Annotated in this window: 21 protein-coding genes; 11 read left to right on the top strand and 10 right to left on the bottom strand. The window is 59.0% G+C overall.

Annotated features, from left to right (window positions below; all coding sequences use genetic code 11):
- Window positions 1–130: 130 nt before the first annotated feature.
- Genes H0241_RS00510 through H0241_RS00495 form a run of 4 tightly spaced genes read right to left on the bottom strand, consistent with a single transcriptional unit; the run spans window position 131 to window position 3688 of the window.
- Window positions 131–268 carry a hypothetical protein gene (locus H0241_RS00510; RefSeq protein WP_181055485.1) on the bottom strand — a complete coding sequence of 46 codons (138 nt, stop codon included), beginning with the start codon at window positions 266–268 and terminating at the stop codon, window positions 131–133.
- A 19-nt stretch (window positions 269–287) separates the two neighbouring features.
- Window positions 288–1682, bottom strand: coding sequence for an NAD(P)/FAD-dependent oxidoreductase (locus H0241_RS00505; protein ID WP_235983846.1), 1395 nt, complete (start codon window positions 1680–1682; stop codon window positions 288–290).
- A gap of 42 nt (window positions 1683–1724) precedes the next feature.
- Window positions 1725–2882 carry a patatin-like phospholipase family protein gene (locus H0241_RS00500; protein WP_235983838.1) on the bottom strand — a complete coding sequence of 386 codons (1158 nt, stop codon included), beginning with the start codon at window positions 2880–2882 and terminating at the stop codon, window positions 1725–1727.
- A 23-nt stretch (window positions 2883–2905) separates the two neighbouring features.
- Window positions 2906–3688 carry a 3-hydroxybutyrate dehydrogenase gene (locus tag H0241_RS00495; protein ID WP_181055484.1) on the bottom strand — a complete coding sequence of 261 codons (783 nt, stop codon included), beginning with the start codon at window positions 3686–3688 and terminating at the stop codon, window positions 2906–2908.
- Between the two features lie 277 nt (window positions 3689–3965).
- Here H0241_RS00495 and H0241_RS00490 point away from each other — a divergent pair, with 277 nt between their 5' ends.
- A complete protein-coding gene (locus H0241_RS00490; RefSeq protein WP_181055483.1) occupies window positions 3966–4877 on the top strand; it encodes a LysR family transcriptional regulator in 912 nt (303 codons plus the stop codon).
- A 63-nt stretch (window positions 4878–4940) separates the two neighbouring features.
- On the opposite strand, the gene H0241_RS00485 is transcribed toward H0241_RS00490, so the two are convergent.
- The 5 genes from H0241_RS00485 to H0241_RS00465 form a co-directional block, all read right to left on the bottom strand.
- Window positions 4941–5405 (bottom strand): DUF302 domain-containing protein, encoded by a 465-nt coding sequence (locus H0241_RS00485; protein WP_181055482.1) that lies wholly within the window; start codon window positions 5403–5405, stop codon window positions 4941–4943.
- A gap of 44 nt (window positions 5406–5449) precedes the next feature.
- Window positions 5450–6646, bottom strand: a complete 1197-nt coding sequence (locus tag H0241_RS00480) for an MFS transporter (protein ID WP_181055481.1) — start codon at window positions 6644–6646, stop codon at window positions 5450–5452.
- A gap of 92 nt (window positions 6647–6738) precedes the next feature.
- Window positions 6739–7221 carry a cupin domain-containing protein gene (locus tag H0241_RS00475; RefSeq protein ID WP_181055480.1) on the bottom strand — a complete coding sequence of 161 codons (483 nt, stop codon included), beginning with the start codon at window positions 7219–7221 and terminating at the stop codon, window positions 6739–6741.
- A gap of 193 nt (window positions 7222–7414) precedes the next feature.
- The gene (locus tag H0241_RS00470; RefSeq protein ID WP_181055479.1) at window positions 7415–8329 is read right to left on the bottom strand and encodes a LysR family transcriptional regulator; all 915 of its coding nucleotides are present in this window, start codon (window positions 8327–8329) and stop codon (window positions 7415–7417) included.
- 231 nt (window positions 8330–8560) lie between these two features.
- The gene (locus H0241_RS00465) at window positions 8561–8836 is read right to left on the bottom strand and encodes a hypothetical protein (protein WP_181055478.1); all 276 of its coding nucleotides are present in this window, start codon (window positions 8834–8836) and stop codon (window positions 8561–8563) included.
- Window positions 8837–9055: 219 nt separating this feature from the next.
- On the opposite strand from H0241_RS00465, the gene H0241_RS00460 reads away from it, so the two are divergent.
- The 5 genes from H0241_RS00460 to H0241_RS00440 all read left to right on the top strand — a co-directional run bounded on the left by H0241_RS00460 (window position 9056) and on the right by H0241_RS00440 (window position 12729).
- Entirely contained in the window at window positions 9056–9898 is an 843-nt protein-coding gene (locus H0241_RS00460; RefSeq protein WP_181055477.1) for a patatin-like phospholipase family protein, read from the top strand.
- Between the two features lie 232 nt (window positions 9899–10130).
- The gene (locus H0241_RS00455; protein WP_181055476.1) at window positions 10131–10400 is read left to right on the top strand and encodes a BufA1 family periplasmic bufferin-type metallophore; all 270 of its coding nucleotides are present in this window, start codon (window positions 10131–10133) and stop codon (window positions 10398–10400) included.
- 43 nt (window positions 10401–10443) lie between these two features.
- Entirely contained in the window at window positions 10444–11472 is a 1029-nt protein-coding gene (bufB, locus tag H0241_RS00450; RefSeq protein ID WP_181055475.1) for an MNIO family bufferin maturase, read from the top strand.
- Entirely contained in the window at window positions 11459–12244 is a 786-nt protein-coding gene (locus H0241_RS00445) for an HvfC/BufC N-terminal domain-containing protein (RefSeq protein WP_181055474.1), read from the top strand. Before bufB ends, H0241_RS00445 begins: the two co-directional genes overlap by 14 nt.
- 11 nt (window positions 12245–12255) lie before the next feature.
- Complete coding sequence (locus H0241_RS00440) at window positions 12256–12729, top strand: DoxX family protein (RefSeq protein WP_181055473.1); 474 nt, start codon at window positions 12256–12258, stop codon at window positions 12727–12729.
- A gap of 552 nt (window positions 12730–13281) precedes the next feature.
- Here H0241_RS00440 and H0241_RS00435 read toward each other — a convergent pair.
- Window positions 13282–15351 carry an SIR2 family protein gene (locus H0241_RS00435; protein ID WP_181055472.1) on the bottom strand — a complete coding sequence of 690 codons (2070 nt, stop codon included), beginning with the start codon at window positions 15349–15351 and terminating at the stop codon, window positions 13282–13284.
- 426 nt (window positions 15352–15777) lie between these two features.
- Here H0241_RS00435 and yhhA point away from each other — a divergent pair, with 426 nt between their 5' ends.
- From yhhA to H0241_RS00415, 5 genes are all read left to right on the top strand, one after another.
- On the top strand, window positions 15778–15972 hold the full coding sequence (gene yhhA, locus H0241_RS36320; protein ID WP_407941693.1) for a YhhA family cyclophane-containing RiPP: 195 nt from the start codon (window positions 15778–15780) through the stop codon (window positions 15970–15972).
- Window positions 15969–18110, top strand: coding sequence for a cyclophane-forming radical SAM/SPASM peptide maturase YhhB (gene yhhB, locus H0241_RS00430; RefSeq protein ID WP_181055471.1), 2142 nt, complete (start codon window positions 15969–15971; stop codon window positions 18108–18110). The genes yhhA and yhhB overlap by 4 nt, the downstream gene beginning before the upstream one ends.
- A complete protein-coding gene (locus H0241_RS00425; RefSeq protein ID WP_328824581.1) occupies window positions 18107–19111 on the top strand; it encodes a hypothetical protein in 1005 nt (334 codons plus the stop codon). Before yhhB ends, H0241_RS00425 begins: the two co-directional genes overlap by 4 nt.
- Entirely contained in the window at window positions 19101–19568 is a 468-nt protein-coding gene (locus H0241_RS00420; RefSeq protein WP_181055470.1) for a GNAT family N-acetyltransferase, read from the top strand. The genes H0241_RS00425 and H0241_RS00420 overlap by 11 nt, the downstream gene beginning before the upstream one ends.
- A gap of 530 nt (window positions 19569–20098) precedes the next feature.
- Window positions 20099–21193, top strand: a complete 1095-nt coding sequence (locus tag H0241_RS00415) for a glycosyltransferase family 2 protein (protein WP_181055469.1) — start codon at window positions 20099–20101, stop codon at window positions 21191–21193.
- Window positions 21194–21740 lie beyond the last annotated feature (547 nt).

Below are 21740 nucleotides of genomic sequence, written 5' to 3'. Positions count from 1 at the left end.
ATTTGCATAGAGCCTATCATTGAAGCCCCATGAGCGCGGCCATGCTTTTCTTGCATGGAGTCGATGCATTGCGTGCATCGAAACCGCAGGGATTCATCTTCTGTTCGGTATTTCCGCTCGAATTGTTACATCAGCCGCGGTTGGGACAGATGCCGCCGAGGTCGCGCGCCTCGATCATCGCCACCGACAGGCCGGCAGCACATATAGCGACTTTCACAGCCATCCCGGCATTGTCGCCACCAAGGATGACGACATCGTGTTTTTCCACCGTCCCGGCCTACCGAGATTCAATGCAATTTGACCCGTGGCCTGGTGCGATGTGACAGAACCCCGATGATCGTATCCAGCGTGGTCTTGAAGGTCCCGTGCACGGCTTTGAGATGCATCTTGTAGAGCGAGCGATACATCAACCGGGCAAGCAGACCCTCAACCTTCAGTCCGCCGATCAGGCTGCCGAAAGTGCCGTAGTCGGCCAGTGAAACGAGAGAACCATAGTCGCGGTAACGGAACGCCGGCGCCGCCTGCCCTTCGAGGCGTGCCGCGATCACCTTGACCATATGATCGGCTTGCTGATGGGCTGTCTGGGCGCGCGGCGGCAAGGGATCTTCGCTGCCGGGCAATACACAACTCGCGCAGTCGCCGATCGCAAACACGTTCTCGTCTCCTATGGCCCGCAGCGTCTCATCCACGACCAGGCGGTTGATGGGATCCGTATCGAGGCCATCGAGTTGCTTCAGAAAATCCGGCGCCTTTATCCCGGCAGACCACACGACGAGTTCGGCCGGCACGAACAGCTTCTCGCCAAGCTTGATACCGTCTTCTGTCACTTCGGTGACCTTGATGCCGCATCGGATCTGAACGCCCAGATCGACAAGCCGGCGCGCAGAAGATCGCGCAAGGTGTTCCGGCAAAGCCGGCAGGATGCGCGGTCCCGCCTCGACGATGGTGATGTGGATCAGCCTCTCGAAATCGATGTTGTCGAGATTGTGCGAGGCGATTTCTCGCATCGACTTGTGCAACTCCGCGGCCAGTTCAACGCCGGTCGCCCCGGCGCCAACGATGATGCAATGGAGCTGGCCCGGCGAAAGCTTCTCGTATTGCGCGTTCGCACGCAGGCAGGCGTCGATCACGCGCTTGTTGAAACGGGAAGCCTGACCGGTCGTGTCGAGCGCAATGGCGTGACGTGCTGCCCCAGGCGTGCCGAAATCGTTGCTGACGCTGCCCACGGCCAGCACCAGCGTGTCGTAGCCCAGCACCCGTGGCGGAATGATCTGCCTGCCATCGTCGTCGAAGCTCGGCGCAATAAAGATTTGGCGCCTGGCGCGATCGATGCCGACGACTTCGCCGATCCGGTAGCGATAGTGGTGGCTGCTGGCATGTGCGATGTATTCCACCGCATCGTTCGACGGGTTCAACGTCCCGGACGCCACCTCGTGCAGAAGAGGTTTCCAGACATGGGTTCGATTGCGGTCGATCAGCGTGACCGAAAGCCGCCGCTTGCCGAACTTGCGCCCGAGGCGCGTTGCCAGTTCCAACCCGCCAGCACCGCCGCCGACGATGACCACGCGATGCCGAGTGCTGTCCGCGTGAGATGGCGTCTCCGCTATCGTGCGGAAGAGCGCGGCATTGTTGGCAAGCACAGCTTCCGGAACAAGCCGCATCCCGGGAGTGATGATCTGCATCGGTATTCTCCGTCTTTCTTCTCGGCGCCGCGATCGAACCGATCACTCCTGCGATTCGTGGATGACGATGCCCTGCAGCATGTCGACGTCGCATTCCCACGGCTTCTCCGAGAGGACGCGCTGGCCGTGCTCGTATCCGGCCTGCCAGCGCGTGCGGATGCCTGCGCGGGTGAAGTCGATATCCTTGGTGTGGTCCTCGCCGTCGAGGCGCGGTGAAAGCAACCGCACAAGGTGCATGACCGACGGGCAGCCATAGGAAGCAAGTTCCTTGAACATCGGATCCTCACGCCGCTCCTCGGCAACCAGCCTTCCCATTTCACGCACGACGTGCCGCAAACGGTGCAGTTGCTCCTGTCTGGCAACGTGGCTCCGACCCCGGCTGGCGTATTGAAGGTCCTTTTGCCGGCCCATGACTTGCCAGATCGATTTCGGCTCGGTGGCGCGGGGTTGCCACATGTTGACGGCAAAGATCAGCGCGTCGCGTCGCGGACGCGCGTCGAGCACGACCTCGATGGGCGTGTTCGAATAGATGCCGCCATCCCAGTAAGGTTCGCCGTCGATACAGACCGCCGGAAACGCCGGCGGCAAGGCGCCCGACGCCATGATGTGCGCCGCCGACAGGGTCATTTCTCGGGTGTCGAAGTATTTGAGTTCACTGGTGTTGACGTTGACCGCGCCGACCGTCAGGCGGGTATGACGCCGGTTGAGATAGTCGAAGTCGATCAAGTCATTCAACGTCCGCTTGAGCGGATCGGTCGTGTAGTAGGAGGCGTTCTCGACACCCACTTCGTGGTTCACTCCGAACATGGCGCTTGGATTCGGTTCGAAGAATCCCGGTATGCCCCGCATCACGGTGCCCATATTGGCGAAGACATTGCTTGGGACCATCATCCGGAAAAACTCGTCGAGCGGGCTGATACGGCTGACGCTTTCCCAGAATTCCTGAAGCCTCGCCAGCCGAACCGTTGGCTCGTTCCCGGCAATCAACGCCGCGTTGATGGCGCCGATCGAGGTGCCGATGACCCAATCCGGCTCGATCCCGCCTTCGACGAGCGCCTGGTAAACACCAGCCTGGTAGGCGCCTAGAGCGCCGCCGCCTTGCAGCACCAGCACCGTTTGCCGCTGAACGGCAGCATCGGCCATATGGACGACCTCTGGCAAAGGTTCAGCGGTCGGAGGATTTCGGGTAATCTTGTTCATGGTCTTTGCTCCTCGTTGCCGGTTCAATGTGCGGTCCAGCCGCCTTCTATCGGGATGATGGCGCCGGTGATCGAGGCCGCATCGGTCGAGGCCAGGAACAGGCAAAGCGCCGCGACCTGTGCTACGGTCACGAACTGCTTGGTCGGCTGGGCCGCCAGGAGCACATCCTTGATGACCTGCTCCTCGGTGATACCGCGGGCCTTGGCCGTATCCGGTATCTGCTTTTCGACCAGCGGGGTGAGCACATATCCGGGGCAAACCGCATTGACGGTGATACCCTGTTCGGCAACCTCCAGTGCGACCGTCTTGGTCAGACCGGCGACGCCGTGTTTGGCAGCGACATAGGCGGATTTATAAGGCGAGGCGACAAGGGCGTGGGCGGACGCAACGTTGATGATGCGACCCCATTTGCGTTCTTTCATGGCCTGTAGCGCGCGCCGGATCGTGTAGAATGACGACATCAGGTCGATCGCCACGACTGCTTCAAATTTCTCGATCGGAAAGTCATCGATCGGCGCGACATGCTGGATGCCGGCATTGTTGACCAGGATGTCGACCGCGCCGAACTCGGCGATTGCCTTGTCCATCATCGCGGTGATCGCGCTTCCCTTGCTCATGTCCGCACCGTCGTAGCGAACAGTCACGCCATGGTCCGCGGCAAGCTTTGCCCGCAGCAACTCGATCTCGCCGGGATCGCCAAAACCGTTCAGAACGATGTTGCAACCCTTCGCGGCGAAGGCTTCGGCAATGCCTTGGCCGATACCGCTGGTCGAACCTGTGATCAGTGCCGTCTTTCCTCTGAGCATCGTTGTTCCCTTCGATTGAAGCCGCGGCCGAAATGGCCTGCAAACGGCTGCGAGCACGGGCCTTTGCCCTCGGGTCTCGACTTCTGGGGCCAAGTATGGCGGCTGGCTCTGGACAGCGGAAATGCCGTTGAGACATGGATTCGATAGCCCACGGTCAGATCGTCAATCTGTCGCCTGGGATATCAATCGCTGGATCGGGTTGTTTGACGTTGGGGCAGCTAGTAAGATCACCCGGCAATGCGGCCGTGCCGTATGCCAGCCGCTGGGGGAGCGCGCAGTGGAGATCAGCCAGGTCAGGTATTTCTTGGCCGTCGCCAAGGAACTGAATTTCACCAGGGCGGCCGAGCTGTGCAACGTTACGCAGCCGGCACTGTCGCGCGCCATCAAGCTGCTCGAAGACGAGTTTGGCGGCGCGCTTTTTCACCGTGAGCGACGCTTTACACATCTGACGGAACTCGGTCGCATGGTCGAGACCTATCTCGAAGGCGTTTTCGAGAACTCCCGGCAGGCGAAGCAGATCGCCGAGCAATATGTGCACCTCAAGAAGACGCCTCTCAGGGTCGGCATCATGAGCACGATTGCTCCCGATGAAATCATCGAACTCATCTCGTCCGTGCGCACGCACCATCCCGGCGTGGAGCTTCACCTCTGCGATGCCGATGCACCGAGCTTGCGACGGCGCCTGCTCGGAGGCGACCTCGAGGCGGCAATTTACGCGTTGCCGTCAAACATGCCCGATGAGGAGGTTCACGCCTTGCCGTTGTTTCAGGAACAGATGGTGATGGCCGTTCATCTCAACCATCGCCTGGCCAACCAGCGCAGCGTGCGGGTGACCGATATGAGCAATGAGACCTACATCCACCGCAACAATTGTGAATTTGCCGGCTATGCTGACGCCATTCTTGCCGAGCAGGGCGTCACCGTCAGTCCCGTTTACTGGAGCGATCGTGACGATTGGACACTCGCGATGATCGCCGCCGGGCTTGGATTCGGATTCATGCCCGAGCATACCGCCAAGCACCCCGGCGTGGTGCCGTTGCCGATCACCGATCCGGAATTCTGGCGCGAGGTCAATCTCGTCACGGTGCGCGGCCGCAGGCATTCGCCGGCGGTTGGCGCACTCGTGCGCGAGGCCACGCAGAAGAAGTGGTTCGGCGAGCGTGCAAAGGCGTTATCCGCCGCTGAATAGCCTCTGCGCGCAAACACGTTCTTTGCCATGCCAGAGCGACGGATCTCCGGCAAATGTCTACGCTCAGTTCTTCCTGATCGTCGAGGTCACGGACTGGATGACCTCGGTTGCCATCTTGAACTGCGGGGCGCGGTCGGTGATGCCATGACGCTTGGCGATCCAGTCAAAATCGCTGTAGGCGGCGTAAACCGTGCCATCAGCAGTCTGGTAGACCAGCACGCGCACCGGCCAGTCGAGACCGGCTTCGGGATTGGATGTGATGAAGGTCGTGCCGAGCGCCGGGTTGCCGAACATCACCAGCCGCGACGGCCTGACATCGTTGCCGGCGTTGTTGCCAAGCTTTGCCTGGTCGATGACGCCGAAGAACTTGATGCCCTTCTTGAGGACATCTTTCTTGATGCGGGCGACGGTTTCAGTGACGGAATAGTCGCTCTTCACCGTGACGACGCCATCCGAGGCGGCGGCCGGGATGACGATCGCAATCAGCATGGCGGCGCCGGCAAGCAAGGTTTTCAGGTAGGTGGACATGTCAGTCTCCTTTGTTGAATGGTCAAATTTTCGGTCGTTGGATCTCACGCCTTTGGCGTTTGCAGCACGCGCGCGACCACAATCGCGCCGGCGAGAACCGTGACGAGCACGGCCACGCATACGGCCCAGCCGATCCGGTCGTAGATCTGGCCGATCACGAAGCTGCCGGCGAGCCCGCCCGCATAGTAGGAGGCGAGGTAGATGCCGCTCGCGGCGGTGCGATCGCGCGAGGCGGTCCGGCTGACGTGCCCCGTGGCTATCGCTTGCGCCAGGAAGGTTCCCATGGCGACCAGCGCCATCCCTGCAAGGACTATCGGCAGGCTGGCCGTGAGCAACAGCAGCAGCCCAACGATTGCCATCGCAAGCGTTGCACCGATGCCGGTCCTCGGGCCGAGACCGGCAGTGACACGCCCGGCGAGAGGCGTGGTCAGCATCGATGGCAGGAAGACGAAATAGATCAGTCCCAGTGCCATCGGCGACAGCGACAGCGGCGGGGCGACAAGCTGGAAATTCACATAGGTGAACGTGCCTATGAAGACGAAAAGGATCAGGAAGCCGATCGCGAAACAAGCGCGCAGTTCGGCATTTCCCAACAGGCCCTTCCAGGACGCACGGGCAGATTGACCTTCGGCGCGCATAGTTGCGGAGGTCTTTTGCAGCGTGAACCAGACGAGCGCCGCACCAAACAGATTGAGGGCCGCGAAGGTGAGGAAGTTGGTGGAGATGCCGAACGTGTCCGCGACGGCGGCCGACATCAGTCGACCGAAGAAATTGCTGGCGACATTACCCGTTACATAGGCGGCAAGCGCACTCGTCGTCTGCCGCGCGGAAAAATGCTCGGCCAGGTAGGCCATCGTCAGCGTGAACGCGGTCGACATGCACAGGCCTTGCGCTACGCGCAGGAGGGCGAAGACGACTATGCTGTCGGTCTGCGAAAGCAGTGTTGTCGGGATCGCCAATATGGCCAGGCTGATCCAGATGCCGTTGCGGCGATCAATCCCGCGCCCGAACAGGGCAACGGCGATACCTGCCACCGCCATGCCGAATGTGCTGGCGTTGACGGCGAAGCCCATGGTTGCACGGCTGACGCCGAATTTTACCACCAGTGAGGGCAGTATTGCCTGGGTGGCGAACAGATCGACAAGCGTAAGAAATGCGATCAGCGCAACAAGGCCAAAGCGCCAGCTGTCTGCACCCGCCGCGTGCAGCCGCGTCGTCTCTGTCTGTTCACTGGTTGTCATGACGAGGCTCTGTGGCCGGACGTCCCCAGGGTGGTCACCTGAGGACGCGCTTTCGGTTGCTGATGGTGGGACTGTTCGCCGAAACGGCCGGATCACATCATGTGGTCGTCGGGCATCGCGGGCGGCAGGACGTCGGCGGAATAGAGCACGGCTGGCACCTTGCCGTTGTTCTTCCACCAATGGGCGAGCTGGCCGAACTCGGCGGTCACGTCGCCGGCTGGATGCTCGATCCCCACCTTGCAGGTGCTGCGATATTCGGTGATCGAACCTTCGACGATGAGGATGTTGGCCGGGCGAACATTGTGCTCATGCCATGGCACGACGCCGCCCGGCTGAACGACGAGCTTGCGAAGGCGCAGCATGTTGCCTTTCCAGGCTTCGCCCTTGCTGCTCAGATCGATGGCGGAGAGAACCGTGTCGACAACGCCAACCGGTTTGCTGGGATGTTCCTGGATATCGGTCGTTGCGGCCTGGCCGGCAGGGCAGTCGCCGGCGAAGGCCGGGGCAGCGGAAAATGTGGCGGTTGCGGAAAGCAGCCCTATCGCAAGCGCAAGATTAAGTTTTTTGGTAGCCATGTCGTATTTCTCCTTTGTCGGTGCCCAAACGCGGGAGGCGGGGCATGACGAGGAGAGTGACCGGAGCGGCACAGAAAGAGAAATGCTGACTGGCTTTCAATTCGATACCTGAAAACTATCGTCAACCATTGCAACTGCACAAAAAGCGCGCGACTGGATTGCCACGCGGCATAGAAATTTCTTCCTTTTTGCTTCAGGCTGCGGTCTTGTGGATCGCTTGGACTATTGCGCTCTCAGGCCAGCCATGCGCCTTGACGCTGTTCACGAAAGCCGACGCGGCAGGCGAGAACCTGCGTCCCGCAACGACGACCAGAGAGACTTCCCGCCAGACTTCAGGATCAATCACGGGACGGACCTGCAACCCCGGAATCACCGCACTGAATTCCGGGATGAAGCAGATGCCTAGCCCTCCGGACACCATATTCTGGATCCAGTCCTCGCGCTCGCTGGCGTAGGAGATCCTGAGCTTCACGCCCCGATCCGTGCACAGGCCGGCAAGGTGATCGCGATACTCGCAATTGAGACGCCTGAGATAATTTTCGCCATCGAGTTCGGAGATCGCCACGTTGTCATTGCGAGCCAGCCGGTGGCCATTTGGAAAGGCGAGGACAAAGCGCTCGCGATAAAGCGGTGTAACGTCGAAGCGGTCCGGGAAGCTGTCGCTTGACGCCATGATGGCGACGTCGATCTCGCCGGACTCCAAGAGTTGGGAGAGCGATGCCGGCACGCCCTCAACCAGTTGCAGCTGGATGCCCTGCTGCCGCCGCTTGAAGTCAGTCAGCAGGCCGGTGAAGCGACGGGGGCCGATCGTGCACATGACGCCGACCTTGAGGTTGGCGTTTTCCAGGCATAGAAACCTCGATGCCTCCTGCCGCACTCCGGTCAGTTCGTCGAGGATCTGCTGAAAACGGGGGCGAAGCAGCACGCCCAGGTCGGTGAGGTGGGTCAAGCTTCGTTCGCGACGAAACAGCAGCCCTCCGACCTCCTCCTCGAGTTGCTGAATGGCGCGGGACAGAGCCGGCTGGGTGACGTTGCACTTTTCGCCTGCGCGCGTGAAGTTTCGCGTCTCGCACACGGCCAGGAAGTAGCGGATGTGGTGAATGTCCATGCCGATTTATCCCCAATTGCACGAGGTTGTTCGCGCTTCGGAGACTGCCGCAAGGCTCGCTTTGACGCCAATGCACTGCGGCTATAAAGTCGATAGCAGCCCGTCATGGCGCCGTGACAGCACGCGCTGCGGACAGTTGCGCAACAGCTGGCCACCACCAAACGACGGTGGCGAGCAGACCGCTCGCCACCGTGACATCATTCCTGTGTTGCCCGGCACGGTCGGTGCAGCTCAGTTGGCGCCGCCAAGCGCCAATACATTGGCGCAGAACGCTGCGTGCGGCTTGCTCATGGCTGCGTCATTACACATCTTCATCATCTTGTCCCGATCACCCCGGGGCGCAGCCAGCCAAGCCTTTTTGAAACCGGCCATCGGCTTCATCGTTTTCATGACGGCATCGCTATAAAATGACGGCAGCGACGCCAGATCGCTGAAGGCATCGGCGGATGCAGGCCCGGCTAAAAGACCGAGGGCGAACGCCCCCAAACAGACACTTCGTATTCTCATGACACGCTCCTCTTGTGCTGACCGTCGTGGCCCCAGCTCCCAAGCGAGATCGCGGGATTCTCGCCAGCCTGGCAAAACCTTGCGGCGCGCAAGGGATTGCAGCCAATGCAATCTGTCTATGGAGTTCATGCCACCTTGGCATTTCGCCAACGAAGAATGATGCGGCAGTGTCTCCATTAGACGCCTTGCCTGGCGTTCTTCGGGAGGAGACTCAAAAAGATGCATATCCAGGCCGCAACCGACCAAGCCTTCATTGCCGGTGCAAAACTGGCGATGAAAGACCGCCAGCCGATCGACATTACCCTGGCAAACGACGCACACGGCGCATTTGTCTGGGGCGTGCTGGATCGCTTGCTGGATGAACCTCGCCTTGTCTTCCGCAGCATCACCGCATCCGGTTTCGGAGGCATGGAGGCAGCGGTTCTTGCCTACGGACTGGCTCTGGGCGGCAGGCGTGGGGCAAGGACGGCGCTCACAAATTTCTGGCGGCGCGTCAGCCACGCATCGATGTCTGTAGCCGTTACCGCCAATCCGCTGAGGTCGATCCTAGAACAGTCGATCGACATCGCCGAGTTGCACAAAGATAGCTGCCAGTTGAAGCTCAACATCCTGGCTTCGAATGCTCGCACCGACACCGTGACGATTTTCTCCGGCGACCAGTTGTCGATCGACGCGATCCTGGCGGGAGCGACAGTCCCATTCCTCTTCCCGGCCGTGGAAATCGATGGCGATCCATATTGGGGCGAAGGCGATTTTTCGGCCTTGCCGCCGGTGCAGCCGATCGAGGCTGGACATTGGCTCGTCGTCAGCGGCAAACCCTCCGGCTGCATGACGCCTTGTGCGGCTTACCGCCCCGCCGCAAATGCCGTGAACTCTGCATCTGTCCTCTTCGACAGTCATCACAGAACAAGCGCTGCGCTGTTTACCAGGCCTTGGACCGACTGGGGCGAATTGACCGACATGCGTGACCGCGGACGGCAGCGGGCCGAGGACTGGCTTCTCGCCGACCATCCAAGCTTGAGCGAAAGCTCATTCGTCGACAGCAAAAATCGATACGTCTAGGCGCCTCCCTCCGCCTAGTCCGCGCCTGCTTCGATCCGCTCACGAAGTGCAGGCGCCAAAGCCCTCCGGTTCCCCGCCGGAGGGCTTTTGCTCGTTATCCTCGTCAACATAGTGACCGTGTATCAAATCCATGCCGAGACAGCATTTCAGCTTCATCGCGCGTTCGACGACACTGCTTGCAGACAGGCCACCAGGTCAGTCTTCCCTCGAAACGCAACCAGGAGAAACGACCGTGATCAACACCAAGACCCTCATCGGATCGGCCCTCGCGGCCGCCACCTCGCTTGCTGCAACTGCAGCCTATAGCGGCCCGGCCGCTCAGCCCAGCTTCTCGTTCGAGAAGTGCTATGGCGTCGTCAAGGCCGGCCAGAACGACTGCCAGACGGCAACGCACTCGTGCGCGGGCACCTCCACCGCCGACAACCAGCCGGATTCCTGGCTCTACGTGCCGGCCGGCAGCTGCGCCAAGATCACCGGCGGCAGCGACAAGTCGAAAGCCTGACCGACCCAGACTTCAAGCCAACCCTTTGGAAGGGAGCAGACCGATGTCCCGTGCATTTCAGCCCCTCACGATCCCGGCATCCGCCGGCATCGGTCTGCGCTCTCCTCACATCAGCGAAATGCTTAGCCGCAGGCCTTCCGCCGGCTGGCTCGAAGTGCATGCCGAGAATTATATGGGCGACGGCACCGCCGTCGAGGCGCTTGAACGGCTGCGCCAGATATATCCGCTGTCGGTTCACGGTGTTGGCCTGTCTCTGGGCAGCGCACAAGGCGTGGACCGCGATCATCTGGAAAGGCTGCATAAGGTCTGCGAGCGGTTCCAGCCTGATCTCGTTTCGGAGCATCTTGCCTGGAGCGTTGCCGACGGAGCCTATCTCAACGACCTGTTGCCGCTTCGCTATGACGAAGAAGCGCTGGCGATCGTGGCGCGCAATGTCGCGACCGTTCAGGACACGTTGAAGCGCCAGGTGCTGATCGAGAACCTATCAGCCTATGTCGCGTTTGCGGACTCCTCCATGAATGAAGCTGAATTCCTGGCCGAGCTGGTGGCGCAAACTGGCTGCGGCCTGCTTCTGGACGTCAACAATGTCCAAGTTTCGGCGCACAATCTCCAATACGACGCAAAGACCTTCATCGACGCTTTGCCTGCCGATGCCATCGGTGAGATCCACCTTGCCGGCCATGCGACCAATCAGGTCGGCGGCGACACCGTGCTTATCGACGACCACGGCTCTCGTGTGCCGCCGGTTGTCTGGGGACTCTATCACCATGCCATCAGCCATCTCGGGCCGCGCCCTACGCTGATCGAATGGGATACCGACGTTCCGATTCTCGACGTGTTGCTCGGCGAAGCCATGTGGGCCGACATGCTCTCCGCTTCGATCATGTTCAGCCGCAAGCAGGCCGCAAGGCAGATCGCCCCGACTATGGTCCTGCCTGTGTCCAGCCTGCCAACTTTCGAAAGCATTCGAACCAGCATGCCTGTGCTTGCGGCATTTGCCGCCGCCAGAACCAGACCGGCCATGCCCGTCGCATTGCCGACAATCGAGGGAGGATATCATGCTGCCGCTTGAACATCTGCAGACCATCGTGGCGCGCTCGGTGCTGGCCATGGAGCCACTGATCGACGCGAAAATGCTGACCGCCGGCAAGGCCGACCCAATGGCTCGCCTGCGCATCTACCAGAACAACACGCGCAGTTCGTTGACTGCCGTGCTGATGGCCGTGTTCCCCGTTACGGCTCGCCTCGTCGACGAACGTTTCTTCCGCTTTATGGCGAGCGAATTCATTCGACGGCATCCGCCGGCGGAGTCACGCCTGGCGCGTTATGGCGCGGGCTTCCCTCGCTTCCTGAAGACCATCGACACCCTGTCCGACATGCCGATCGTCGCCGAGACGGCTCGGCTCGAATGGGCCATTGCCGAAGCGCTCGATACAGCTTCGCTCCCGGCCCGCAGTCTCGCAGAATACGACAGCACCGACCTTGGGCTGTCGCCGGATATCCTGCTCCAGCCCTCACTGCGACTGATCGTCTCGCACTGGTCGATCCTATCGGTATGGATGGGGCATCAACAGGAGACGGCGGTCGATGAAAAAATCACCTGGACAAGGCGCCCCGAACGGGTGGCGCTGTGGCGATCGGGGAACTACGTGCGGCTTTTTCTGCTCGACCGCACGAGCTTCGCCTTCTGGCATTCGCTGAAGCACGGCTTCGGCCTTGAGCATGCCACTAGCCGCGCCTTGGCACTCGACCCGGCCTTCGACCTGGTTTCAGCGCTTGTGCGTCTGTTCCGCGACAGGCTCGTCACCGACGTGCGTGTCCCGCTGCACCCTCTCTCAAACTGAAGGAGACAATCATGACTGCAATACCGGAATACTCCACGCCTCGCCCTGCCGGCCTTGTTGGTCTTTACCGACGAGTGATCAGCTTGCCGGAGCGTATCCCATTTTCGCTGGTCCAGCTCGCAGCTCGAGTCGCGATTGCGCATGTCTTCTGGCAGTCTGCACAATCGAAGCTCGCGTCCTGGCCGGTGACGCTGCAGCTGTTCGCCAGCGAATACAATCTACCGCTCATCGATCCGGCGATCGCGGCGCCGCTGGCGACAACGGCAGAGATCACCGGGGCGGTGCTGCTTTTCCTGGGACTGTTCTCGCGTCTCGGCGCGCTGATGCTGCTCGGCGTTGTTTCAGTGATCCAGATCTTCGTGTTCCCGGAGAACTGGGCCGAACACCTGCTGTGGGCATCGCTGTTGCTGCTCGTTCTGACGCGCGGCGCCGGTGTTTTCTCGGTTGACTATCTCGCCGAACGGATTTTCCGCACCAGAGCATGAAGGTTGCGGCAATGGCGAAGCGCAGTTCCGGAACTGTCATGGGCTGTCACTTCGATGTCGCATGTCATGCTGTGCCGTGCCGTAAGGAAGATGTGCACGGCCGACTTCAGACCCGCCTATATGCACGCCATTGCCGCCGATTACCGCATGCATCGTGGGAAGGTCTTTTGAAGCCGGAATTCTTGAGCTACGTGTGACGGGTGCCATCAACGCGACGGAGAAAATTGACGAACAGGCCCAAAACCATTTTGCCCAGAAGCCATAGGTTTACCCGATAGCGCTCAATTCAAACTCAAGGAATTAGGCGTAAGGTATTGATATGTAATAATATGGTGGGCCCGGAGGACGTCTTAAAGATCTTGATTTTGTTGGCTTTTTCGTGGGCCAAAATGGGGAAGCTTCCCGTATGGTTCCGTATAGTTCCGTAGCAGCCAAACAGTCGTTCAGCGATCCATGCGCTTGTCGAGGCAATCGCCGATCTTCTAGAACAGGATAAAGGAGAGCAATTACTCGCGAGATCGATCCTGGCCTGAAGAAGTCTCTTTTGCCGTTTCACGCTCTCGTCTCGAGATCCGTCCGGGCTTTTCGCAGTTCGTCCCCGATTGCATTCGCGGCGTCCGATTCATTTAGAACGCGATACAGTTTTTCGGCCTCCTCGTAAGCCCAAATGGCCGCCTGAAGCGCATCGCGCTCGTCAAGGTCCCGCAGCCCGCCGAGATATTTTTCGGCCGAGTCCTGGTAAAGCTGCGCTGCACGCTGGTAACTGGCCGTCGCCTCGTCTGGCGACTTGTCCTGGATCAACTCGGCCAGCCCGCGAAAAGCGACAGCCAGATTCCTTACGACTCCGACAGACCAAGATTCATGATTTACCGCTCGTTGCGAAACGTCATCGAGGATAGCTATAGCCCTCCGATAGTCGGACTCTGACTTGGTTCGTCGGGCACGCATGTACAGAAGAACGCCCAGCCGCTCCTCAGCCGAAAGCTGCTGACGGGATTGCGGGCCACCTGTCAAAACCGTGAGCACCTTGTCCAGGATTTCGATAGCAGCGGTCAAGTCATTCTCGGCGGCGCCTTCATCGCCCTGCTCGGCTACTGACTCTGCAAACCCAAGCGCGGATTCGATCCAATCCGATCGGGCCAGATTGAGACTGATTGCCTGGGTCGCAGCGCGAAAGTTTTCCATGGCCTGCCGAAAAGCTTCTTTCGATTGCTCACCGTTTTGGTTGCCGGGTGCTTCGGCAAGATCGAGAAGTGTCTGCGCTAATATTGTACGCGCCTTCCCGTCATCAGCACCGCTCGACCGAAAGAACGCGTCCCAGGCGGCCACGCTTGCGGCCAAAAGACTGGAAGCCTTGTCGGCATTACCGAGCCGGCCGAGACTAATGGCTCGCAGTCTGGCCGCGTCTGGATCGGTAGCAGCCATTTCTTCCGAGACTCCCTCAATAACGTTGCTGTCTCGTCCACCGAGACTGTCGATAGTTGCTCTCTCCAGTATGATATCGTCGGGGCTTGCCGTGGGGGCATTACGAAACCGATCCAACTTGGCGCCGAAGTCCTTCTTGGCAAGAGCGGTGACCGGCTCGGTCGGTTCCACGATTTTGTCTTTGACGGCGTCGAGGATCGATAGGGGGTTCTCCATCCAGTTTGGCGCACCAAATCCCAGTCCGCGCACCAGCTGGCCAAAAAACCTGTCGGCGTCCTGGTTCAGGATAACGAATTTGTTTCGACCGGTTAACATCGCCCGCACCCGATGATTGAGCGCGTCGATCGACTCTTCATACAAAACCCAGAAAACCAGCAGATTGGGGATTGCCGCGAATGCTTTTTCCAAGAGTGTGACAACGCCGCCATCCTCGCTTCCAGAATAGCCCACGACCACAAGCAGTCCTGAGTCTTTCAGGCCGAAGATTGTCCCCTGCATGGACAACGCTTCCTGTGTGGCATGGATGTCGCTTGCGCTATTTCGCAGCTCATAAGTGTGCATGGACCCGTGTAAATGAATAACTTGGGGATGGTTTGGGCGAGAGACGACTCGGCTCAGCGCCGACAAACCGTCCGCGACGACTGGTATCATTCCCGTGAGAATAATGCCTTGAAGGACCAGTTGGTCGAAGTTCGTCGTCATAATAGTGTGGGCGTAATTGCAGCGGACAATTTCGCCAAGGCAGATGTGGGCCCAATTAATCCTTCCCTGCCCCCGGTCGATTGCATCCCTGATGATGGATCTCTGCTCATTATCCGATCGGAAGAATTCCTCGAACAAATAGCCGTACAATCTGCCCCACATGGGTTTACTGACGTCAAATCCGGGTAAGTGCGTGGACAAATTGGGAAGATGTTGGCGATCGTCGAGCCAGGCAAGTGCGGTTTGGCAGCTTTGCAAGTCACTCCCCAGCGCCCCTTTAAGCGACGCCAGTTCCAGGGTCAATTCCTGGGCAATCTGGCTTGCCATCGGAATCCCGGCGGACTGCGAGCATCCAGCGCCGACTAAAAACACCGCGCCCGGCCCGCGTTCGTCCTCACCACCTTTATGCCCCGACTTGGCAAGTTTGAGCTGGAAAGTAAGGTCCTTTATGCCCACCGGGACAGGGCCATTCGGGGATACGGCCGACGAATCCATCCGGGTGTCACCTGGGTTGATCGCAAATGCTCAAGAGTGGTGAATTGTACAAAATTTTTCTGCAATGTCTCGAGAGCGTCGCAGCATCCTGTGGATGAAATGAGCTAAGATCATGCCCCGTTAGGCGAATTCCATCGCTGTATGGTGATATCGCTCCAACTATCCGTAGTGACGTTGGTGCGCCTTGCGGACCAATGTGTTAACAAACAGGCCGGGTAATTCTCTTCCCTGATGACTCTCGATATTGAAATCTCATCGTAGATTTTAACGTTGTTACTGATGCCAGCATTTCAATTTAAGGCGTGCCCCGCAATACAATTATTGACAGACCCATCCCCGTAACCGCGCGACGAATGCCTCCATGAAAACTGATAGCTTCTGCTTTTCAGCATGCTATAATAGCGCCGTAAACAATCGGAGTTTCATATGTCGAATCCAAATCACCAAAAGGTTTCTGCCTCTCCCGCCGTTCCGAATCGGGACGTGCGCACCACCCTTCTGAGGAGCCGTCCGGCCAATCCGGCTCTGCAGCGTCTGCAAGGACGCTTATTGTCTCAGGCGGAACCAAGCGACGTCATCACAAGCTATGACAGGATGCATCACCGCCACAGTCGGTCATGACAGTTAGCGAGGCGCCTCCCCGGATTACTTCGTTCCTGGTCAAGGTTGCCTCGCGCTGCAACCTCGATTGTGATTATTGCTACGTTTATCACCATGCCGATCAATCCTGGCGGTCGATGCCAAAATTGCTCTCGGCTGGTGATCGTGGAGCTTTTGCACATAGACTGGCGAGTTACTTGGCTGAAGAATCGATAAAACGCTCCACGGTCATTTTCCACGGGGGGGAGCCTTTGCTCGCTGGGGTTGGGACCCTCGTGGCGTTCGCGAGGCAGATCCGGGCGGCGACATCGTCATCCGTCGATATTGGTTTGCAAACAAATGGACTCTTGTTGACCGAAGCCGCGCTTCGAGCATTCGAAGCGGCTGACATAAGCATTTCCCTCAGCCTCGATGGGCCAAAATACGCTAACGATAAGCATCGCAATTCGAAGAAGGGCCGGTCAAGTTTCGAGCGGGTTGAAGGCGCGTTGGAACGCCTCAAAAAGCATCCGACGGTCTTCGCCGGGGTCATCGCCGTCGTTGACCCGACAACGCCCGCGGAAGACCTTCTGGCCTATTTCGCCGCGCATGAAGTCCCCAAGCTGGATTTCCTGTTGCCCGATGCGCATCATCTGCGACAGCCTGCCGGTCGGAGCGACCAGCCCGACTTGTACGAGGCTTGGCTGTGCCGTGCCTTTGATGTCTGGCTTGACAGCTACCCCCAGCTTTCGGTCCGCACGTTTGAGGCCCTACTTGACGCTGTCGCGGGACTGCCGTCGACTACGGATGCTTTTGGGCTGGGTGATGTCAGCCTTATCAGCATCGAAACTGATGGTAGCTATCACGACTTAGACGTGCTGAAGGTCACAAAGGATGGTGCGACAAAAATCGGCGGTACCGTTGTGGACACCGAGATTTCATCGATCGCATCGTCCGATCATCTGGCCGTCCACAGACATCTGCTGAGCAAGCCGGGTCTCAGCGCAACTTGCCAGGAATGTGCCATCGTTGACATCTGTGGCGGTGGCTCACTCCCGCATCGCTACGGAGCGAACGGCTTTGACAACCCGACTGTCTATTGCGGAGAAATGACTGCACTCGTCGGTCATATCCGCAAACGCGTTCAGGGTTTGCTGGACAGCGCCTCAAAACCAGCTGAGACGCTCCCAGAGGCCTTTAGGTTTGAAAGCTATGAATCGGCAGAGCGCGGCACCACGGAAATGGAATTCCTGTGCGGCGCATCACGTGCAGCTCTGACAAGTGAGTTCTTGGAAGCAACAAGTTTCCTGACGCCCGGAGAATTTGAAAGAGTTTCGGAGCTTAACGACCGAGACCCAAAGCGGATGGCTTTGGTTTGCCAGCAGGCCGGGGCGGTCGCCTGGCAGAGGACGCTGGCCTCCCAGAACCTAGGACGGGTAGTTCATACAGTCGATGGGCAGCCGCTATCTGCCGACGCGGCATACCTCGCAGACCTGCTAGGCCGGTCGGAAGACGATCTCGTCTCTTTGGCCGTGGCGCGCGAGGATCCCTGGCTGCGTAAGCCGTTTGGCGACGCCATCTATTTCGAAACAGAGGCTTGGTCTTCGCCGGCACGATCATTGGTCCACGAGGCGCTGCGGATCGTCGAAGCGTGGCGCCCAGCGCTGGCTGGGGAGATCAGGATGGCCTGCCACGCCATTCAATTCGTCCGCGACCCGTTGGCCCATCCCGAGAAGATTGTCTCCTTTAGCGACAACACAGTACCCGGGGCGCTATATGTGTCCGTTTGGCAAGGGGACCGCTTGATTGACCCTTATGATTTGGCGGATTCTTTAATCCACGAGCATCGGCATCAGAAGCTCTATTTACTTGAGCGTATCTCCCCCACAGTCGAGCCAACCGAATTGCGGGTGGTCTCACCTTGGCGTGAAGATTTGCGGCCGCCCTCGGGCCTCCTGCACGCGGTATTTGTGTTTGTCGAGCTTCGCCGGTTTTGGGATTTCGTACGGCAGAATGGGCCATCGCGTCTACACAACCGGGCGATCAACCAGATCAGAGACACCGACGAGCACCTTTCGGAGGCCTTTGCTACGCTCTTGAGCTGCCCACTGACAAACACCGGGCGCTCTTTGACTGAAGTTCTCAAGAAAGCCTCGAAGAGCGTGATTCGGGCCGCGTGAGCACCTTGCAGCTCCCCATCGATCGCCTGCCGATCTCGAAGTCGAGCCGGCACGCAGTCCTCCGCGATTATTTCTGTGACAAAGATGCCGAGGCAGTACTTGGAGGTGCCGGCTGGCGTTTGAGCCTGATGTGGCCGGATGGGCTCGACAGACACGTCGACCCGCGGCTGCAGCAGGGCCTGGCCTGGTGGGGTGGCGACGTCACCCTCCCGACCATGGCTACGGCCCGCACCAGAAAGGGTCACGTGCTGAGCGCCCTATACGATAGCTGGACCCTTCAAAGCTGGAGTGAATGGGTGCATGCCTCAGGAATCTGTCCAGATGAACACGTGCTGATCCTCCACGTCGACGATCATCGGGATTTAGCGAGTCCGCGTCTGTTTGAGGAAAACGGCAGATGGAAAGACCCCATTACCGGTTCGTTTTGCGATCTTGAGGATCCCGGGAGCGTAACCGCCGCCATAGAAAGCGGCGCCATCGGGATGGGCAGCTTCCTGACCCCGTTTCTGCATGGCTTCCGCCAAGCCGAGGTCCGTCAGCTTTGCCAACCCCCTAAGGTTCTTTCGACCCAGGATTTTGCGATTGAGTTGGCCACCCAGCGAGATGATTTGCTGGAGCCTGGTCGCTCTCGACCCGCGGTAGAACTGGCCCCGGTAGCCCGACAGACTGGACCCGGCCGTTATCGAGTGACGCCTGATCTCGCCGATTGGCTTGAGACCCTGCCAGACCAACCAACGGTTCTGCATATCGACATGGATTACTTCAACAATAGATACGACGGGGATACCAACTGGGAAAGCCGTTTGAACCTTTTCGATCCGCCCATGGAGTGCATCCTGGAAAAGATCGACGACCTCACGGCCGCTCTCGCCGGTTCTGGTCTCGGCTCCCGACTGGTTGATATTGTAGTCGCCTATTCGCCGGGATTTTTCCCGGCGGAATATTGGGAAGAGGCTGCGGATCGGCTGATACCGGAACTGGAGCGCATTTATGGGCGCTAAGACCCCACCCAAATCTGGCCCACGCCGCAAACCAACACGACCTACTCCAAAACCCAAAGCCACGCGCTTCAAGCCGGCCAGCACATTCGTTCAAGCCGATCAGGTGGTCCTCGTCCCGACAAAGGGGAACGCGAAACGCGGTGGCGGGCCGGGCGGCGAAGCCTGGAGGATCGAAGCCGACGGTAAACGAGCCGGCGTCGTGTTCATTAATTTTATCGATGAGGCTCCCGTCGGCCAACATGCCTCCATTCAAATCTATCTCAACACCACGAGCCAGGGGCGACGCATTGGCAGGGTCGCCTACAGAAAGGCGTGTGAGGCAAGCCGCTATGACGTGATTTACGCCCATATGCGCAAGGGTAACGATGCCTCGCGACGAGCGGCCGAAGAAGCAGGGTTCAAGGACGACACACGACCGTCGATGACGCAGCTTCTCCTAGTCTGGCGACGCAATTGACCTTGGTCAGACCAAAATGGCTGAAGCCCTCGGCGATGGTCGACCTGCGGCAGGTGCTGCTCAACGTGCGGCCTGTCTTTCGGACCGAAATCCAGGGCGTGGTCAGCGATGCTGAAGTGGGACGGTGGGCCCGCCTGAGAGGACTTTATTTTTGTCGCGATCGGGACAATTTCGCTGCCTTTTCGAGACGGCCAGAGCTGGTCAGACGGGTTTTAACCATCGATCAGACTGCGGGCCAACACACGGCCTGGCTGGGACAATGGCTCGGCTACCCGCCGTGTTGTGCCCGCATTGCGCAGCGAGTCGGCGAAACACACCTGGACGCATGGTCTGAGCAGGTCTCGAAGCGGCGACATATGGGGAACTTTGCATTTACAATGGTCTCGGGATACACGGCAGGCGGCGCCGTCATCAGCCACATCCCCTGCTCCCCTAATTGTTCGGCGTCGCTGCGAATGGCCACACATGTTCTTGCGCTGTTGCATCCCCCTCAGAGGGCATAGTGAACGTGTTTTTGTTGCGAGGCTTCAATGCAGACGGCCGTCGTCCTTCCCTGTCTTAATGAAGAAGCCTACCTGGCCGAGACTTGCCTTTCACTCGGTTTCGGGGGTGACGCGTCACCACCCGATACCGTCCTAATCTTGGTCGATAACGGCTCGACGGACGACACCGCTGCGGTGATGGAGATCATCAAGAAAAACACCCCAAAAACGGTCCTATTGGGACAGACGCTTGACCGCGGTTACGTTCCGCCGCGACATCTGGGGGTACTGATGGCCAAGTCCTTCGCAGATGAACACGGGGTTCCCAATGAAGACCTTTTGATCCTGCAAGCCGATGCCGATACGGTGTATGACAGGACCTACATTGCCTCCATGGTGTCTTCGGCACTCTCTACTCCACAAGACCTGATCGAAGGGGTGGCACAAAATTCCAAGACGTTCCTGGACGACTATCCCGGTTACCACGCGTGCTGCGCGATCGCCGATGAGGCGGTCTCCAGCCTCTTTGTGGCTGAGTCCGATGAGGTCATTGTCGACGACAAAGTCGCAGGATATCGCCTGTCCGAATATCTGAAATGGGGCGGACATCAGCGGGAATTCGACGCCTATGGTGACGAGATACATGCGGAAACGTCCCGGCTTTTCATCAGGGCAAAGATGCACGGTGCCGGCCGCACGCGTTCGCCAGAAGCTGTGGCTTATCCGTCGCGGCGTAAGATTCGGGCTGACCCTCTTGGGACATTCGTAACCGCTGGCTTTCCTCGCGAAAGCGGCTGGCGCGAGCGCTGGGTGGAATCACATCCTGTGCCGCTTTTGCTCCGGGAGTTTGATTGCGCCACGATCGGCGAAGCAGCCGTGTTCATACGTCAGATTCATACCTTAATTTTGTTCGCGCTAGTACCTACCCACGTTCAGCTGGCCCTTGGTCAGAACCCAATAATGTCGTTGGTGGGGTCTCCCCTCGCCCCGCTACTCAGCAAAGTGGACGTTAGTGTCGAGATTCTGAGGAAGGCTCCTGGCCGACTTTTCGAGGCTTTTTTTACACTGGCAGAAAAGGAGCCTGAGCTTTTCGCCGATTGCGTAAAGAAGAGTGAATGCTCCGTATCGCCTGGAGTCGCCTAAATACCCAGGCGACTTGCTCACTTGTGTTGCACGAACGGCAGCAATCTTACGGCAAATTCTCTCACATATAGCCAAGAACCGGCAGGCGTCGAATGTAGGACATGGCTCGAACGAAACTCCTCCGAGCGCCCAGCGCAAACGAGATCAAGAAAGACGCCGTCGCGACATACACGGCGCACTGGAGCAACAGGCGGTGATAATAACCCGCCAGGCCGCGCCCAGAACACATTCGCGCGCGCGATCACTGCGACCACATGCATCGCTAAAACGATACGAGCAGGATCGCGGCCGGCCCCAGGAGGAATCTATTCGCCGGCAATGTCAGTCTGGCGAGGATCAAACGAATAACCGAATACTGGGCCGACAATCGCTGCGTGGTGCGGAGAGCTTGCTGGCATCAGGGCGCCATGCGCAGATCACCAAGCGGCCTTCAGCGTATCCCAGCTACTCGTCGTCGTGGGCTATCCTGACACGCTGTAGAACCGGCATTTAAAAGCTGTACCACACACCTTTCTGCCGCAGACTATCAGGTTGCACAGAGCTTCGG

Origin of the sequence: Mesorhizobium neociceri (genome assembly GCF_013520985.1) — a bacterium.
GTDB classification, from domain to species: domain Bacteria; phylum Pseudomonadota; class Alphaproteobacteria; order Rhizobiales; family Rhizobiaceae; genus Mesorhizobium; species Mesorhizobium neociceri.
The sequence above is the reverse complement of the archived record's forward strand: the minus strand, read 5'-3'. Positions and strand labels throughout refer to the sequence as shown.

Excerpts from the sequence above, each read along its gene's own strand:
- H0241_RS00435 (WP_181055472.1), bottom strand. The coding sequence starts at position 15,351 with ATGGATTCGTCGGCCGTATCCCCGAATGGCCCTGTCCCGGTGGGCATA.
- H0241_RS00470 (WP_181055479.1), bottom strand. The coding sequence starts at position 8,329 with ATGGACATTCACCACATCCGCTACTTCCTGGCCGTGTGCGAGACGCGA.
- H0241_RS00460 (WP_181055477.1), top strand. The coding sequence starts at position 9,056 with ATGCATATCCAGGCCGCAACCGACCAAGCCTTCATTGCCGGTGCAAAA.
- H0241_RS00500 (WP_235983838.1), bottom strand. The coding sequence starts at position 2,882 with ATGAACAAGATTACCCGAAATCCTCCGACCGCTGAACCTTTGCCAGAG.
- H0241_RS00505 (WP_235983846.1), bottom strand. The coding sequence starts at position 1,682 with ATGCAGATCATCACTCCCGGGATGCGGCTTGTTCCGGAAGCTGTGCTT.
- H0241_RS00440 (WP_181055473.1), top strand. The coding sequence starts at position 12,256 with ATGACTGCAATACCGGAATACTCCACGCCTCGCCCTGCCGGCCTTGTT.
- yhhA (WP_407941693.1), top strand. The coding sequence starts at position 15,778 with ATGTCGAATCCAAATCACCAAAAGGTTTCTGCCTCTCCCGCCGTTCCG.
- bufB (WP_181055475.1), top strand. The coding sequence starts at position 10,444 with ATGTCCCGTGCATTTCAGCCCCTCACGATCCCGGCATCCGCCGGCATC.
- yhhB (WP_181055471.1), top strand. The coding sequence starts at position 15,969 with ATGACAGTTAGCGAGGCGCCTCCCCGGATTACTTCGTTCCTGGTCAAG.
- H0241_RS00415 (WP_181055469.1), top strand. The coding sequence starts at position 20,099 with ATGCAGACGGCCGTCGTCCTTCCCTGTCTTAATGAAGAAGCCTACCTG.
- H0241_RS00495 (WP_181055484.1), bottom strand. The coding sequence starts at position 3,688 with ATGCTCAGAGGAAAGACGGCACTGATCACAGGTTCGACCAGCGGTATC.
- H0241_RS00465 (WP_181055478.1), bottom strand. The coding sequence starts at position 8,836 with ATGAGAATACGAAGTGTCTGTTTGGGGGCGTTCGCCCTCGGTCTTTTA.
- H0241_RS00445 (WP_181055474.1), top strand. The coding sequence starts at position 11,459 with ATGCTGCCGCTTGAACATCTGCAGACCATCGTGGCGCGCTCGGTGCTG.
- H0241_RS00475 (WP_181055480.1), bottom strand. The coding sequence starts at position 7,221 with ATGGCTACCAAAAAACTTAATCTTGCGCTTGCGATAGGGCTGCTTTCC.
- H0241_RS00420 (WP_181055470.1), top strand. The coding sequence starts at position 19,101 with ATGGGCGCTAAGACCCCACCCAAATCTGGCCCACGCCGCAAACCAACA.
- H0241_RS00480 (WP_181055481.1), bottom strand. The coding sequence starts at position 6,646 with ATGACAACCAGTGAACAGACAGAGACGACGCGGCTGCACGCGGCGGGT.
- H0241_RS00485 (WP_181055482.1), bottom strand. The coding sequence starts at position 5,405 with ATGTCCACCTACCTGAAAACCTTGCTTGCCGGCGCCGCCATGCTGATT.